General features: G+C 67.1%; 7 protein-coding genes and 1 pseudogene. 3 read left to right on the forward strand and 5 right to left on the reverse strand.

Going from position 1 to position 16,511, the window contains the following annotated elements; translation table 11 throughout:
* Nucleotides 1–18: 18 nt before the first annotated feature.
* The 3 genes from AC0HI0_RS02975 to AC0HI0_RS02985 all read right to left on the reverse strand — a co-directional run bounded on the left by AC0HI0_RS02975 (nucleotide 19) and on the right by AC0HI0_RS02985 (nucleotide 7,125).
* The gene (locus AC0HI0_RS02975) at nucleotides 19–1,284 is read right to left on the reverse strand and encodes a TniB family NTP-binding protein (protein ID WP_480930683.1); all 1,266 of its coding nucleotides are present in this window, start codon (nucleotides 1,282–1,284) and stop codon (nucleotides 19–21) included.
* A complete protein-coding gene (locus AC0HI0_RS02980) occupies nucleotides 1,284–1,409 on the reverse strand; it encodes a hypothetical protein (RefSeq protein WP_480930684.1) in 126 nt (41 codons plus the stop codon). Before AC0HI0_RS02980 ends, AC0HI0_RS02975 begins: the two co-directional genes overlap by 1 nt.
* Before the next feature lie 346 nt (nucleotides 1,410–1,755).
* On the reverse strand, nucleotides 1,756–7,125 hold the full coding sequence (locus AC0HI0_RS02985; RefSeq protein WP_480930685.1) for a LamG-like jellyroll fold domain-containing protein: 5,370 nt from the start codon (nucleotides 7,123–7,125) through the stop codon (nucleotides 1,756–1,758).
* 613 nt (nucleotides 7,126–7,738) lie between these two features.
* Here AC0HI0_RS02985 and AC0HI0_RS02990 point away from each other — a divergent pair.
* The 3 genes from AC0HI0_RS02990 (at nucleotide 7,739) to AC0HI0_RS03000 (ending at nucleotide 14,905) form a co-directional block, all read left to right on the forward strand.
* A complete protein-coding gene (locus AC0HI0_RS02990; protein ID WP_480930686.1) occupies nucleotides 7,739–13,678 on the forward strand; it encodes an RHS repeat domain-containing protein in 5,940 nt (1,979 codons plus the stop codon).
* Nucleotides 13,679–13,740: 62 nt separating this feature from the next.
* Entirely contained in the window at nucleotides 13,741–14,298 is a 558-nt protein-coding gene (locus AC0HI0_RS02995) for a hypothetical protein (protein ID WP_480930687.1), read from the forward strand.
* Nucleotides 14,299–14,458: 160 nt separating this feature from the next.
* The gene (locus tag AC0HI0_RS03000; RefSeq protein ID WP_480930688.1) at nucleotides 14,459–14,905 is read left to right on the forward strand and encodes a helix-turn-helix domain-containing protein; all 447 of its coding nucleotides are present in this window, start codon (nucleotides 14,459–14,461) and stop codon (nucleotides 14,903–14,905) included.
* Here AC0HI0_RS03000 and AC0HI0_RS03005 read toward each other — a convergent pair.
* Nucleotides 14,889–15,044: pseudogene (locus AC0HI0_RS03005) on the reverse strand (IS5/IS1182 family transposase); the annotation flags it as partial. The gene AC0HI0_RS03000 and the pseudogene AC0HI0_RS03005 overlap by 17 nt on opposite strands.
* 39 nt (nucleotides 15,045–15,083) lie before the next feature.
* A complete protein-coding gene (locus AC0HI0_RS03010) occupies nucleotides 15,084–16,133 on the reverse strand; it encodes an integrase core domain-containing protein (protein WP_480930689.1) in 1,050 nt (349 codons plus the stop codon).
* Nucleotides 16,134–16,511: the final 378 nt, after the last annotated feature.

Below are 16,511 nucleotides of genomic sequence, written 5' to 3' on the forward strand. Positions count from 1 at the left end.
ATGTGCTCTGACCTGCTGTTAGGACGACCTCGACACCGAGGACGTCTCGGCCGATGCCGTGGGCGACGCGCGGATCGGTGCGTTGTCGTTCGAGGAGTGGGCCGAGGGGTGGGCCACGCAGTACAGCGGCGTCTCGCCGTCGGGCTCCGGGCGGGCCGCGACACGGCCCACTCCGCACTCGGAGGAGCTGTACCGCCGGTGGCTGCGGTTCGCGGAGTTCCGCGGCCGGGTCGAGGACTGGTGCAGCTCGCCGGAGATGCTGGCCGCGCTGGAGCACGTCGAGCGGGACTGACCGCACGGCCAATGCGACAGGGGACGCATGACCGGCCCCACGTGCCCCCTGTCGCGGATGGCGCGCATGGCGGCGGCGCGGATGAGGTGGGACAGGCTGCCGATCATGCCGCCGGTGCGCCGGTGGAGGTAGTGGTCCAGGCGTTGCAGGGCGCCGGGGCGGTGCGCGCGCAGCCGCAGGGCCTGTTCCAGGGTGGCGACCAGTGCCTTCCATTGTTGGCATTGGGTGCGGGTGCGGGTGCGGGTGCCGTAGGCGAAGGCGGTGGTGGGGATCGGGGTGAACCGGCCGGCGATCTGGCGGCTACGGACGCCGGAGAACAGGCCGATGCGTTCGACGTCGATCCCGGCGTAGACGAAGGTGGCGGGGATGCGTTCGGCGAAGTACTTGAGCTGGTCGGAGACCTCCGCCCCGGAGCGGGTGCCGAGGTTGAGGTTGTGGATCTCATCGATGATGACCAGTTGGGTGCCCGCGTCGGCCAGCACGCCGCACACGGCGTGCGCCACGTCGGGCAGGTTGTGGCGCCCGCCCAGCGGCAGTGCGAGGAAGCGGGCGAACTCCACCGCCAGCATCCTGGGTGTGGCGGCGGGCGGGACGGTGAGGTAGACGACCGGGATCTCCGGCCCGCCGCGCGGGTGGCGGTGGCGCACGCGCAGTTCGTGGGCGCGGCCGAGCCGGGTGACCGCGGTGGTCTTGCCGGTGCCGGCCGGGCCGTAGACGATCATGTCCCGTCGGGCTCCGGCGATTTGGCGGCGGTTGACCAGCATCAGCTCGTAGCCGGCGTTGACGACCTGGCCGACCATGGGGGTGTTCACCACGACCAGCTCGGAATGGTAGTCCAGTCGGGCGGCCTGGTGCAGCTCCCGCTCGGATTCGTAGAGGTCGGTCGACTCCTGCGCGGTGTGCTCGGGCGGCGCCGGGTTGTGGTGGACGAAGCGCTGCCAGCCCTCGCGGGTGGTCAGCGGTTCGTGGGCGTACTCGGCCGGGTGGCTCACTACATGCGCTCCGCTTCGGCGTGGGCGTCGTAGACCCCGAACGGGATCACCACGTCCGGGCCGTCGTTCTCGTACTGGTCGTCCTCGCGCTGGTCGTGCGCCGGTGCCGCCGGATCGGCAGGCACGATGTGCAGCGGTGGGTGCTCCGGTGAGCGGGTGGCCTGGTCGCGGGCCAGCGCCCGCCGGGTGCGGCCGGCACCGGCGACAACCCGACCAACGTCCGCACCGGCCCGTCCGCGTACAGCACGGTATCGGCCAGCTTGAACAACTCGTCCGCCCGACGGGTCGGACACGGTGGAACTCGCTGCGGAGCCCGGACAACCGCCCGGCACCCGCGTCGGGTTGAGGTCCTGCACTGATCACGCGGCCCTTGGTTGATGATCCTTCTCTCGCAGAGAGGATCATCAACCAAGGGCCGCGCCCACGATCAACCAGGGTGCCGAACGACAGGTAGTCCCTGAAAGGAAAAGCTCAGAGCTCTGCTCGGGGCGGGAAGTCGTTGATCGCGTCTGCCAGGGCTTGTGCGATCTGACTGTGGTATGCCGCGTTGGCACTGCCGTTGGTGAGGAATTGCGGTGAGAGTCGCTGCGGGTTGACCGTGTCTCGCACGGCGGCGTCGAAGTCGACGACGTAGTCCGCGCCGAAGTCGAGGTATGACGTCAGCAGTTTGTCGTTGAGCGCTCGGCGTTGTGCTTCTCGGGGATCGTTGGCGTCCAGCCCGAGCGGGGGGATGGTCGTCATGATGACGTGGATGGGGTTGCCGTCCGTCCTGTTGTACCGCTTGACTCCGCCCACGCTCGCCGAGCTGATGAACTTCGCCAGCTGCGCCTGGATGTCTGGAGCCGACGCGCCGCTCAGGAGGTCCGCCGCGCCCATTGCGACGAGGACGGTGCGGACGTTGGGGGAGCCGAGGGTGGTGCGGTCCAGGTCCCTTGCCGCGTTTGCCGCGGCAAGGGAACCGGTGTCGATGCTCGGCTTGGAGGTCTTCTGACCGTAGGTGAGCCGGATGTCGCCCAGGGAGAGGACGCGTTGGTGGACTCGGACGTCCGCGACTGAGCCGCTGTAGTAGTCGGTGGGGGTGCCGAGGTATTTGGCGCGTCCGATGGTGAAGGGGCCGTTAGCCGCGAACAAGGAAATTCCGGAGAGGCTATCCTGGAGTTCGCCGTTGACGTAGAGCCGGACTGTCCTCGTCTCGGCGCTGTAGGTCGCCGCCAGGTGGGTCCAGGTGTTGAGGACCGGTTCGGTTTTGGACAGGATGCGGCTGCCGCGGTCGGGCTGTGCGTCGAAGGGGATGACGACCAGCGACCAGCGTCGATGGTCCGGGGAGTACTGGAGGTAGAAGGGGTTGTAGGTGGTGCCGTCCTGGCTGAGGAGCGTCTGCCAGGAGGTGTCGGACTGGAGTTTGGTCCACGCGGTGACGGTGAAGCTCTTGCTGGTGTCGATGGGTTTGGTGGCGGTGAAGTGGCTGCTGGTGCCGTTGAGGACGGCCGAGCCCCCGTTGTCGGTGCTCCAGGTGACGCCACCTTGGGCGGTGGCGTTGTTGGTGCCGGCGAAGTCACGGGCGGTGGTGCCGGTGCCGTCGGTCATGCGCCAGCGGGCGGTGTCGGGGACGCCGGCGCGGCTGGCGTTGACCAGGCCGCCGGGGATGGTGCCGCCGGCCGCGGCGAGTTTGGCGGGGAGTTCGTCGACCCAGGTGTTGCGTTGGGCGCCGCCGGGGGGTGCTGTGGCGGTGAGGTGGTCTCCGAGGACGACGACGGTGCCGTGGCTGGTGTCCGGTGTGGACACTTCGACGCCGGTGACGAAGTAGCTGCCGGTGAGGGTGGTGGTGAACGGCGTGCCGTTGGTGTTGGTGACGGTATTGCCGTTGGCCAGGAACGTCGGTGCGGTCGCGTTGCCGTGGGTGGGAGCGAGCGCGGTCGCGGTGGGTAGGTGGAGGCTGACGACGAGATTGCCGTTGCCACCGGTGGGGAAGGCGACCGGGTCGCTGTGGACCTCGCCGCCGGCGGGCAGGGTTACCGAGGCTTTCCCGCCGAAGGTGAGGGCTGTGGCTGCGGTGGTTGCCGAGCCGGTGCCGGTCTGGGCGGCCATTGTGGCCGCGTCGATGGTGACCGATGCGGTGTTGAAGGCATTGGACAGCTTCACTCGTGCCTGACCGCCGTTGACAGTGGGGCGTAGGACGGTTCGCAGCGTCTTGTCGCCGAAGCCGTGACCGCCCGGGGGCACGACGGCTGCGTCTGACGGGGCTGCCCAGGCTCCGACCCAGCCGGTGGCGACCGGGCGTGGTGCGATGGCGAGGACGTGGAGTTCCGGCGGGTTGCACGCGCGGCTGAGCAGCGAGCTGCCGTAGTTGGGCAGGGTTATGGATTTGACGGCCCTGGTGGGGTCGGCGGGCAGGAATACGGGCGTGATCATCGGTTGATACTGGATTTCCTTGACCAGCAGGGAGTTTCGGTAGGGCAGGGTGATGCCGGTGTAGTCCGCGGGGACTGGCCATACCCAGTCGTTGATCTCGGGGAACTGGGGATTGCTGGTCGTTCCGTCGGTGTAGGTGATCGTGCCGGTGCGGGGTTTGACCGCTCCGCAGGTGCTGAGCGCGAGCAACCCCACGGCGCTGGCCTTAACCTGTTGGGCGGCGGGGAAGGGGATGGTCTGCCCGGCCGCGATGACGTTGTCGTTGCCGCTGACGGGGTCGGGCGAGGGCATGGTGAAGGCCGCGCCTTCGATCATCACCGTGTTGCCTGCGGCAAGTCCCGCGGCGGCGAGAGTCTGCGCGGAAATGCCGTACCCGAGGTCGCCGAAGCTGGCCGTGGTGACGCCGTCGTTGCTGATGCCTTTGTTGTTCATGGCGTTGGTGAAGCTTGTCGCCGTGGCATTGTTGACTGGTTGTACCGTCAGGTAGTCCATGGCCAGCAGGAAGCGTGGTGACACCGAGCTGGGGTTCGGCTCCGTCGACCGGAATGTGATCTTGTGTTCACCCGCGCTGAGGTGGGCTCCGCCGAGGTTGGTGTGCTTGGTGGTGATGGCGGTGCCGTAGCCGTCGATGGGATTGGTGTCGGTGTCGCCGATCACGATGTCGTCGACCTTGACTGTGTAGCGCCCGCGATTGTTGTTGGTGACCAGGCCCAGGCCGAGCGCGTAGTCCGCTTCGATCGGGGTGGTGAACTTGAGGGTGACGGCCTGGCCGCTGTTGTCGGCGTCGAACCGGCGCATCCCGGCGCTGTTCCAGTCCACGCTGGTGTTGCCGGGCCAGTGGATGACGGGCCGGTCGGCGGAGACGACGGGCAGCGTCTCGGCATCGAGTTTCACGGTCGGGGACAGGTCGATGTAGTCGATGCCGGCGAGGAACTGGGTGGCGGTGGAGTCGGCCTTCTTAACGATCGAAACGCCCAGTTCGTGCTGTCCTGCGGTGAGGCGGAGGCCGGCGATCTGTTTGTCGACGATGGTGGTGGTCGGCTTGGTTCCGCCCTGGTGGACGTCGCTGACGACAGCGCCATCGAGGGTGAAACCGACCAAGTCCGGCAGCGTGGCGCTGTCAACCAAACCGACGTCGACGTTGTAGTCACCGGTGACCGGAACTGTGAACGGGTACTTGAGGAACGCGCCACTGCTGGTCGAGGTGACCGTCGCGTACTTGCCGCCTGAGGCCGCTGCGTCATTGGTGATCGCGGTGGACAACCCTGTGCCGGTCAGGGCTTCGGCTTCGGTGCGCTGGGTCGGCGCAATCGGCGTGTAGGTGGGTGCGACGTAGAACCGGTAGATGTCGGACTCGGGTGAAAGCTTGTGGGCGTCGTCGAAGCTGCGCACGTGCAGAGAGTGGTAGCCCGGACTGATCGTCGCCGGCATGGTGACGGTGGCCTTACCGCCGTTGTTCGCGACCCAACCGCCGTTGGTGCCGAACACCTGGTTGTAGTCGCAGTCGTTTGTGTTGGGAACCCGTTCGGTGCCGGCACCGTCGAACGTGTAGGTGAAGCCGGCGATGTTGCTCGCGCCCTTGGCGTCCAGGGTGAATGCGCCGGGCAGGTTCTGTGGACGTCCCCATGAGTTGGCCGGGTAGTCCGTGCTGGAGATGGTGGGCTTGGCGGTGATGGGTGCGGAGCGGGCGGTGAACCACAGGAACCAGGACCACCGCTCACCCCAGAGGTTGCGGGCAGGGTCGCCCGGGAACTGGTTCTTCACCGCCACCCGGGCGTAGTAGTCCCCGTTGGGCAGGCTGGTGGTGGTGGCCCATCGGCCTTGTGAGCCGGAGGCGATGACAGGGGGCGCGCTACGTGAGTCCGCTTGCATGGTGGCGCCGTTGCTCGTCCAGACCTCGTAGTAGAGTTCCAGGTTGAGCGGCGGGTTGTTGTTGTCGGTGGCTGTCGCGTAAAGCGTCGGGTTGGTGTCGGGGACCACAGTCCTGCCGCCGCAGGTGACCGCGTTGCCGATGGTCGGCGGGTCGGCGGGGTTGGGCCGGAAGGCGAACGTCACGTCCAGGTGCGGGTCGTTGGCGAACTTCTTCCACAGGTCCCGGTTGCCTTCGTCCGGCGAGATCAGGCCGAGCGGCAGTGAAGGTGAATTCCAGTCGACGACGTTGTTCAGGCTGGAGTGGACGTTGAAGCCGAGCCAGCCCGCACCGCCGCACTGGTCGCCCGCGCCGGACGACTGCCGGTTCACCTCGAAGCCGCCTGCTCCCGGCCAGCGGAGGTTCTGGTCGAAGGAGTTGGTCTGGTAAACCGTGACCGGGTGGGAAGTGCACGAGGTGCCGTGCTTCTGCAGGGCGTACAAGGTCGCGCCGAAGATGGTGGCCTTGACGCCGTTGCGCTGCTGGAGTTCGCCGGTGGGGAAGCGGAAGTAGGAACGGGCGGTCCAGAAGCCGCCGCAACCGTCCCAGCCCCCGCAGTAACCGACCTGGGCGTCCATGTTGGCGTTCCAGTAGTACCAGCCGCTGCTGGTCACCTCTGCCCAACCGTCATGGGAGCGGGACATCGCGGGGTCGATGTACACCGGATATTCGACGTCCTCGCCGAGCAGCGCTTCGACGTCCGGTTTGACGGTGAGTTCCGTCGTGGTCGCCAGTCCGCTGTCCACCGTGCTCGCGGCGATGTCCAAAGAGGACACCTTGCCGCTGCCCGGGTCGGTGGCTGTCGGGGTGGGGCCACGCTTGGGGTCTTTGGTGGAGTCCCACATGATCGGTGTCGAGCCCTGGAACACGACGCGGCCGGTGTTGTCGGTCGCGCTGAGCACGTTCGTGTCCGTGGTCAGGTCGAGGCCCGTCGCGGCGGCCTGAAGCTTGAACGACGCCAGCGCCGGGTTCACGGCGGCACGCTCGTCCTTGACGACCAGGACCTCGGAGTAGCCGGTGCTGCTCGCGGTCAGGTTCAGGTCTACCCCGGGGAGGATCTCGGCGTAGACGGCGCTCGACCCGTCGACCGTCGGTGCCGGGAGCGGTGCGGGCCAGCTCAGCGTGAACGTCTTGTCGCCTTCGCGCAGGGTCACCAGAGGCTTGGTGCCGCCGTCGGAGAACGAGACGTCGATCGGTGCCGAGGTGGGGGCGAGAGTGCCGTCCGCCGCGCGTGTCAGGGTGGTGTCGATGTCGTGCCAGGTGCCGTTCTTCTCGGTGCGCACCGGTTTCGCGTGCGAGCGGAGAGTGAACGTCCCGTCCGGGTTGGCCAGCACGGTGCTCGTCTCGGTGAGCTTGTCCTCCACCGCCACGGGCTGTCCGGTGCGTACGGCTTCGGTGAGTGCCGTCTCCTCCGCAGGCGTCGCGTCGGCGGGCGCCTGCGAGGGTGGTTGTTCGGGCGTCGCGCCGGCAGTCGGAGCCAGGCCCACGGCGGTCTGCGCGAGTAGGGCGGCGGTCAGCACGACCAGCGCGACAGGACGCCTGCGCGCAGCAAACAAAGAAGATATTGGACGCACAGGTCCCCCCGGACGGTTCCGCGAATGGCCGAATCAGGCCGGAGCGGACCGTAACTAGCCGTGCCTACCTGCGGAAAGAGGGGAACGCGTGGGGAGGATCACACCTGGTCGTGTAACGCGGACGTGAGGCGGATCGGGCGCCGGAGAAGAAGGTGAAAACTCTTCCGTCCCGGCGGTTCATGACTTACTGTTCCGCTCGCCCAGGGCCGATCATGGTCCTGTTCTCAGGGGGGCTTGAGTCATGCGCGACCGGTTCTTCGTACGCACATCCACTGTGAATACTGCCCGCGCCGGGAAGATCGGACGGGTGGCATCGGTCGTTTTGGTCGCGGTGATGGCGGCCTCGATGGCGTTCGGGCTGACTTCCGACATCGTCTCACCGGGCGGCTTGGCCGTGCTTCGGAACGAAGAGTCGATCCCCTACGAGGAAGTCCCGCTCGCCGAGGACGTCCACCCGGCCGCAGTGCCTCCGGCGGAGGTGAGTGACGCGGCATGGCCCCGTTCAGGCAAGGCCACTCTCGGTGCGGGCGCGACTCCGCAGCGAGTAGGTGACCTCCCGGTGACGATCGACACGCGAGGTGGCGCGGGCAGGTACGAGGTCGAGGTGATCGACCGTGAGGCGGCGGAGCGGGCCGGTGTGACCGGTGTGGTCGTTTCGGTGACTCCGGCCGAGGACGCACCCGACGACGTGTCGGTGGGCATCGACTACTCGGGTTTCCGCAACGCCAGTGGTGGTGACTTCGGCTCGCGATTGCGGTGGGAGCAGGTGCCCCTGTGTGCACTGACAACGCCCGAGATGCCGGACTGCCAGGTCCGCACCCCTCTGCCGTCGACCAACGACCAGGCCCGGACGACCCTCACGGCGCTCGTCTCGCCGGTCGCACCCGACCAGCCCGCCGCGAAAAAGCTCGTGGGCGGCCCCCCGTCGAGGTCCGTGCTGCTCGCGGCGACGGCGGATGCCGCCGGCCCGAACGGCAGCTTCCAGGCCAGCTCCCTCGCGCCGTCCGGAACGTGGTCGGTGACCGGGAGCGCGGGCTCGTTCGCCTGGACCTACCCGCTGAACATCCCCAAGCCCGCCGTCGGGGGCACGGTCGTTCCCTCGGTCGCGCTGTCCTACGACTCGGCCACAGTGGATGGTCGCACGGCAGCCACCAACGGGCAGACCTCATGGATCGGTCAGGGGTGGGATTACACGCCCGGCTTCATCGAGCGAACCTACCGGACCTGCGCCTCGGACAAGAGCCTTCCTGTCGTGCAACAGACAGGTGATCTGTGCTGGGCCGGCCAGGTCGTGACCTTGAGCCTTGACGGCCGCACCACGTCGCTCGTACGCGACGATGCGACAGGCTCGTGGCGCGCCGGAGCCGACAGCGGCTCGCGTGTAGAACTGCTCCCGAACGCCGTGAACGGGGTCAACGGTGGCGAGCACTGGAAGGTGACCACCCAGGCCGGGGTGAGCTACTACTTCGGTCGCAATCGCGGTCCCGGCTACACCAATCAGGAACAGACCAACGCCGCGTGGACCGTTCCCGTGTACGGCCCCCGGCAGGGGGACCCGTGCTTCAACCCGAGCGGGTTCGCAGCGTCGTCGTGCGCGCAGGCGTGGCGGTGGAACCTCGACTTCGTCGAAGACCTCCACGGGAATGCGACCGCGTACTACTACGCGCCTGAGACGAACCACTACGGTGCGAACCGCCAGACCGGTGGGGTCTCCTACACCAGGGGTGGGACGCTCAAGCGGATCGACTACGGCCTGCGCAACACCGGCGGCTCCATCTACGGATCCGTGGTGCCCAACCAGATCGCCTTCGACACCGCTGAACGCTGCCTGCCTGACGCCGGATTCGACTGCGATCCGGCGAAGTTCACCACCGACAACCGCTCCCGCTGGCCGGACGCACCGCAGGACCAGGAGTGCAAGGCCGGTACGGTCTGCAACGTCCATTCGCCGTCGTTCTGGTCCACCAAGCGGTTGACGACGATCACCACGCGGTACAACCCGGGCACCGGTCCGGTGAACGTGGACCGCTACCAGTTCGGACACGAGTTCAAGGAGATCGCGAACAAGGAGCTCTGGCTCCAGTCGATCACCCGCACCGGCTATGGGAAGAACAACACCGAGATCACCCTCCCCCCTGTGACCTTCACCGGCCAGGTGCTGTCGAATCGGGTGAAGGACTACAACAGTGCGGGCGGACTGCCACACTGGCGGGTCACGAACATCACGACCGACACGGGCGCGATGATCAACGTTACCTACAGCTCCGAGGACTGTACGGCGTCCGTCGTGCCGGCTGACCACGCCAACAACACGCGGCGTTGCTACCCGGTCTACTGGACGTTGCCGTCCAACACCGAGCCGACCCTGGACTACTTCCACAAGTACCTCGTCGAAAGGGTGGACGTCCAGGACCAGAAGGCAGTCCGTCAGCCCATCTCGCCCACGCAACGGACCACCTACGTCTACCTCGGCTCGCCTGCGTGGCACTACGACGACAACGAAGTGGTGCGCCCGGAACACCGCACCTACGGCCAGTTCCGGGGCTACTCGCAGGTCGAGGTACGCACCGGTGACACCGGGAACTCCTATTACGGGGTCGCCGACCGGCAGACCGCGACGCGCACCACCTACTACCGAGGCATGGACGGCGACCGGTTGCCGAACGGTCAATCGCGTGCTGCGTCGATGTCGAACTCGGCCGGAGAAACGGCGACAGACTCCAACGCGCTCGCAGGGCAGGTTCACGAGGTCGAGGTGCTCGACGGTGTCGGTGGGGCGCGCGCGTCGTCGACCATCACGACGTTCGGTACGGTCGCGACAACCGGAACCCGCAACCGCTCCGATCTTGTGGCGTTGACCGCCACCATGGTCCGAAGCACCAAGACACGGGTCGTCACGGCGCTCGCGTCGGGTGGCACGCGTACGAGTACGACGACTGCGAGGTTCGACACCGCAGGCCGTGTCGTCGCCAACACCGACGCCGGTGACGGCGTGCCGAACCTGTGCACGACCACCACCTACGCGGACAACACCACTGCGTGGATCCGGGACCGGGTCGCCGAAACCACTGTCTCCCAAGAGGTCTGTCCCCAGTCCGGACCGTCCACCGCGGCGCTCGTCCTCAAGGCCAGCCGGAACTACTACGACGGCCAGACCGTCCTCGGCGCGATACCCGGTCCCGGCAACCTCACCAGGGTCGACGCCGCGACGGCCAACTCCGGCGGCTCGCTCACCTTCGCCACGACCGGGACGACGGAGTACGACGCGGCGGGCCGGGTCAAGGCGAGCACGGACGCGATCGGCCGACCGACCACGATCGCCTTCACCCCCGCCCTCGGCGGCGTGCTGACCAAGGTCGAGACGACGAATCCCAAGGGGCAGAAGAACACCGTCGAGGCAGATCCGCGCGGCGCCGTGATCCGCACGACCGACACCGGGAACCGGCGTTCCGATGCCGACTACGACGCCCTCGGCCGACTGGTCGCGCTCTGGCAGCCCGGCCAGGTCAAGGGGGTCGATCCCGCGACCACCACCGTCGACTACGTGGTCCGGGTGAACGGCCCTCTCGCGGTGACGACCAAGACCCTCGTCGACAACGGCACGTCCACCGGCTACGTCACCAAGGTCGAGTTGCTCGACGCGCTCGGGCAACCACGTCAGACCCAGACTCAGACGCAGAACGGCCGGATCGTCTCCGACACGTTCTACGACTCGCACGGCCGAGTCCGCGCGAGCAACAACCGATACTTCACCGGTGGTGACCCCGGCACCACGCTGATCGAGGTCGCGGACGCGGCGGTCGACGACCGCACGGTCACCGACTACGACGACCAAGGAAGGCCGACGCTGTCGACGGCCTACCGGGGCACCACCCCGACCTGGACCACACGGACGGTCCACGGTGGTGACCGCGTGACCACCATCCCGCCGCAGGGCGGCGTCGCCGAGACCGTGATCACCGACGTCCGCTCCGCAACCGTCGAGCGCCGTCTCCACAACACGACACCGGCCGTGACCGGCAACGTCGTGACCGGTGCCTACGAAGCGACCACGTACGGCTATACGGCGGCCGGCCAGGTCGAACGGATCACGGAACCCGGTGGTGTCCTCCGGCAGTACGGGTACGACCTCTTCGGACGTCGGACCAGTCAGACCGACCCCGACTCCGGCACGTCCACCACGACCTATGACCTCGCGGGCCAGGTCCTGACCACGACCGACGCGCGAGGACAGAAGCTCGCCTACACCTACGACGAACTCGGTCGCAAGACAGGACAGTTCCTCGACTCGCCCTCAGGCACCAGACAGGTGACCTGGACCTACGACGGTGCGACGAACGGTGTCGGCCGACCGTACGTGACGACCCGTCACACGCCGACCGGCAACTACCAGACCGCAGTCACGGCGTACAGCCTTCAGGGCAAGACGGGCAAGCTGGTGGTCCGCGTCCCGGCTGCGGAACAGGGGCTGAACGGCGACTACACCACGACCTACGGCTACACCTCGACCGGCCAGCTCAAGTCCTTGCAGCAGTTGGCAGGTGGCGGACTGCCGGGCGAATCCATCGGCTTCACCTACGACGCTTACGGCCGAGCGCAGAGCTCGCTAGGCAGCAACGCCTATGTGGACCAGTCCGCGTACACGCCCTTCGGCGAGCCGAGCGCGTACATGCTCGGCCCGTCGAACAACTTCGCGACGCTGGCGTTCGACTACGACCCCCAGACCCGGCGGTTGGCCAAGAGCGTCCTGTCGGTGCAGTCCGCCCAACTCCAGGTCGACGGCACCGATTACACCTACGACCCGTTCGGCAACACCACCCGGATCGTGAACACGCAGGGACTGCCCAATACCGCACCCGTGCGGACGCAGTGCTTCGACTACGACGGGCTTAACCGCCTCGAAGCGGCGTGGACCGCGATCGACAGTTGCACTGCGGCACCCGGCAGCACCAACGTCGGCGGCCCGACGCCGTTCTGGCTGTCGTGGACCTTCGGCGCCAACGGCCTGCGCGCCACCCAGGTGCGCCACGCCACAACCGGCATGGACACGACCACGGCCTACGTCTACAACACCGCTGGCAAGCCGCACGCGCTCAGCGGCGTCACCGTCACCGACGGCTCGGGCACGACCTCCACCGCCTACGGCTACGACAACGCGGGCAACACGACCTCGAAGTCCGCGCCGGGCGGCAACCAGACCCTCGACTGGAACGTCGACAGCAGACTGGCCAAGGTCACCACCGGTTCCGGCGAGACGACCTACGTCTACGACGGCGACGGCAACCAGTTGGTCAAGCGCGACCACGGTAAGACCACGCTGTTCCTCCCGAACCAGGAACTGACCAGGGACAACACCACTGGCATCGTGACCGGCACCCGGTACTACAAGCACAACGGCCAGACCGTCGCGGTCCGGGTCGGCAACAGCAACCCGAAGTACCAGGTCGCGGACCGACACGGCACGGCGATCGTCCTGCTCGACTCGGTCAACCACTCCGTGACCCGCCGGACGCAGGACCCGTACGGCAACAACCTCACCCCGACCGCCAACTGGCCGATCGCACGAGGCTTCCTCGACAAGCCGGTGAGCGCCGCCACCGGCCTCACCGACGTCGGCGCCCGCAGCTATGACGCGTCGACCGGGAGATTCCTGTCCCCGGACCCGGTCGTGGACGGCGACAACCCGCTATCACTGACCTCCTACGGCTACGCGAACAGCAACCCGATCACCTTCGACGACGCCAGCGGCCTGATCATCGCCAACCACGGCGCGGACGGCGTCAACGGACCCAAGCGGGCGACCAACCCCGCCAACTACACACCCCCGCCCCTGCCGTCGCCCGCGACTGCACCCAAGGTGAAGGACGCCGCGCTCCAGAAAAAGCTCGACCAGGTCTACCTGCGACCCGGCACCGTGGGCAAACCGGTCGGAGACGGAAGCACCGCGGACGCGTTGGTCAACGAGTTGAGGACAGGGAACAAGACGGGACCCGCCGACAGGCCCGATAAGCAGATCTATCATCACGAGAAGGCTGTCGACGGATGGCTGGGGCTTGCCGAATGGCTGGAGGATGCGAGGAGGAAGAACCTCAAGGACGGTGGTCCCAAGGTCGACCTCGGGGACATCGAGGTCGCCGAGGTCGAGGCGCGGAAGCTGTGGAACGCGATCCATGTCCAGGACGAGACCGGGAAGGTCATGCAGGAGATCAAGGACTGGAAGCGGGCCAAGCCCGGTCGGTACGAGAGCTACGAGAACAAGGTCAAGAAGGTCGACGAGCATGCCGCGACAGCGAAGATCACCGGCGCGGTTTTCGAGGAACGCGCCGGTACCACGCCTCGCCGGGTGCAGCCTGCTGCCAAGATCGAGCGGACAATCCTGGTGCTCAACGTCGTGGCGTTCGGAGTGGCGGTGCAGCAGCACGGCTGGCAGGAAGCGACCCTCGACGCAATCGACGTGATGGGCGTCAGAGGAGCGCTCGGGCCTTCTGAACCTGCCTGACCGTGCGGGTTGGAGTCGTGCCGAAGTGAACTTGTGAAATGTGCTGGCGGGATGGTGGGGTAGTGGCTGACGCGGACGACATGCGCGAGGTGTGGATCGGCGATTCGCTGGTCCCGGTGCGCAAGGGAAGTATCTTCGACGGGCTCTTCGGCGGCCAGGGTCGTCCACCTCTGGCCCGGCGGATGAGTTGGTCGATGGGGATGCCGACGGACTTGATCTGGATGGTGTTGCCCGAGACTCGGCCGATGCTCGCCAGAATGGCCGCGCGGTGCTTCGAGCGGGCGATCGAGGTCGGGTCGGAGGTACTCGGAATCACTGACGCGCAGGCGGTCGGGGAGTTCTGGATCGAGTTCGGCTTCCCGGCGTTCCGCGACTACCCGCGGACGGCGGTGGACGCCGTCCGGTACTGCGACTTCATCCTGCTGATGTGGGAGTTCGAGGGACCGGAGCAGGAAGAGATCCGCCGGGTCGTGGGGGACCAGATCCTGGAGGAAGTCGCCACCACTCCGCTGCTGTGGGTGACGGAGGTGGCCTCGCCCGGCCTGTTCGCGCTGATCGGGCGCGAGTACGACGGCGTGTTCGACATGTCTGCCGATCGGGGCGACCGGCCCGCGCACTGAGTCGTTCCGAGCATGTCAACCCCGCCGGGGCAGCGCTGGCCAGTGTGTTGACCACATACGTTCACCGGGTTGGGGACACGCTGGACAAGATCCCTGATGCCCGGTTCGTCGTGATCCCATGTTCGGCGGTGACGTAGTCGCCGAGCATGGATGCTGGTCGATGGCCGAGCCGGTCAGAGCACGTCGATTAACCGAGGACGAGGGCCGTCGCCTGCTGAACTACGTGCGTCGGGGCAGGCAGGGCACGATCCGGATGCGCCGGGCGATGATCATCCTGGCGTCGTCCTCCGGAACCCCGGTGCCGTCGATCGCGCGACTGGTCGCCGCAGGCGCCGACGCCGTTCGGGGCGTGATCCACGACTTCAACGCCCGCGGCTTGGCGGTACTGGACCCTGGCTGGGCGGGAGGTCGTCCCCGCCTGATCAGCCCCGACGACGAAGCGTTCGTCGTGGCGACGGCCAAGGCTCGCCCGGGTGAAGGGCAGTCCTGCCCTTCACCCGGTGGAGCCCGCGCAAACTTGCCGCCCACCTGCACCGCAACTGCGAGCGTTGCCGAACTGCGTGTTCCGATCGAGTGGCTAAAAGCTGGTCTCACGTGGTGGTTTTGACGAGCTGTTTGAAGCAGATGAGGGTGGCGGCGAGGGTGGCGAAGGCGCAGTAGTTGTCGGCGTGGCGTTCGTAGCGGACGACCAGGCGACGGTGGCCGAACAGCCAGGCGATGGTGCGTTCCACGACCCATCGGTGCCTGTGGGGTGCCGAAATTCGGCCATGTGCTCTGAGCTGCGGTTAGGCTGCTGTGGGTTCGTACTCGTTGATCAGGCCGCCGGGGATTGGTCGGCGACGTATCGACGTGCAGCTCGGCTCTGCGATCGGTCGGTCCGGTCGTGGGGGTGCGAGTTGCCGGGCTTGGTGCGGTCTGCGGTGGTTGTAGTGGGCTACGTGGTGCTGCAGCACTGATCTCAGGTGGTGTTCGTTGAGGATGAGTAGTCGGTCGGTGGCTTCGCGTCTGACGGTGCCGACGAATCGTTCGGCGTGGGCGTTGGCTCGTGGGCACCGTGGTGGGATCTTGGCGATCTGGATGCCTGCGCCGGAGAAGGCTGCGTTGAACGAGGCGGTGAATTGGCCGGCCCGGTCGCGGATGAGGAACCGGAAGTCGTCTGCCCGGTTGCCGAGATCCATGAGCAGGTTGCGGGCTTGTTGCGTGGTCTGAGGGCCGTCCGGATTCGCGGTGGTGCCGAGGATGTGCACGTAGCGGGTGGCGACTTCCATCACGAAGAACACGTAGACCCGCTTGAGGGTGACGGCGCAGTCGACGTGGAAGTAGTCGCAGGCCAACATGCCGGATGCCTGGGCGCGGAGGAACCGTCGCCAGGAGGTGTCGGTGTCGCGCTGGGGCGGTAACCACAGGCGCTTGAGCACACGGCGGATGGTCGAGGCTGCTGTCCGGTGGCCGAGCTTGAGCAGTTCTCCCTGAATCCTGCGGTAGCCCCAGCCGGTGTTCTCCCGGGCCATCCGCTCGATCAACGCCATGACGGCGTCGTCGACCGGTGGGCGGCCGGTGCGGTGGGGTATCCACTTCTTCGCGACCAGGCGTCGGTGCCAGTGTAGGAGGGTGCCCGGTGTCACCAACCGGTGTTCCAGTAACCAGCCGGGCAGACGTCGCACCAACGCGGCGGGCACCGCACGATCGGCCCAGTCCAACTGCGGGCGGGGGTTGGTTCGGCGCAGCACGGCGACCTCGTGCCGCAGCACCAGCAACTCCACGTCCTTGGCCCCGGAGGACCGGCCGAGCAGAACCAGCCAGTCACCAAGTCGGGCGAAGATCAGGTACAGCATTCGTAACGCCACACCCCACGATCATGCCCTGGTGGTCCAGCGTGCGTGATCGTCGCAGCTCAGCAGCCCAGTGCAACGTTCTGACACCCCACAGGCTGCGGAGGGCGGAACTACGACCAGTCGAACGCTTTCAATCCCGTAGCCCACTTCATCGGTCAGCAGGCTCGAAAATCTGCTGCGAGCGCCAAAAAGCCTACCGCTCAAAACAATTGCGCCGGTGTTCCTTCTTATCTCGCCCTCCAGTCCTGTGGAGGTCCGGCGTCGACTGCCGTAGGCAGTTCATACCCGGTCTGCGCGGGCTGCAACACGTTCAAGGGGCCAGACTACTGGATAGCGGCCGTTATGCCTGCGGCCAGGCAGGCTGGTGTCGACCCACGT

The organism is Saccharothrix sp. NBAS 001, assembly GCF_056640475.1.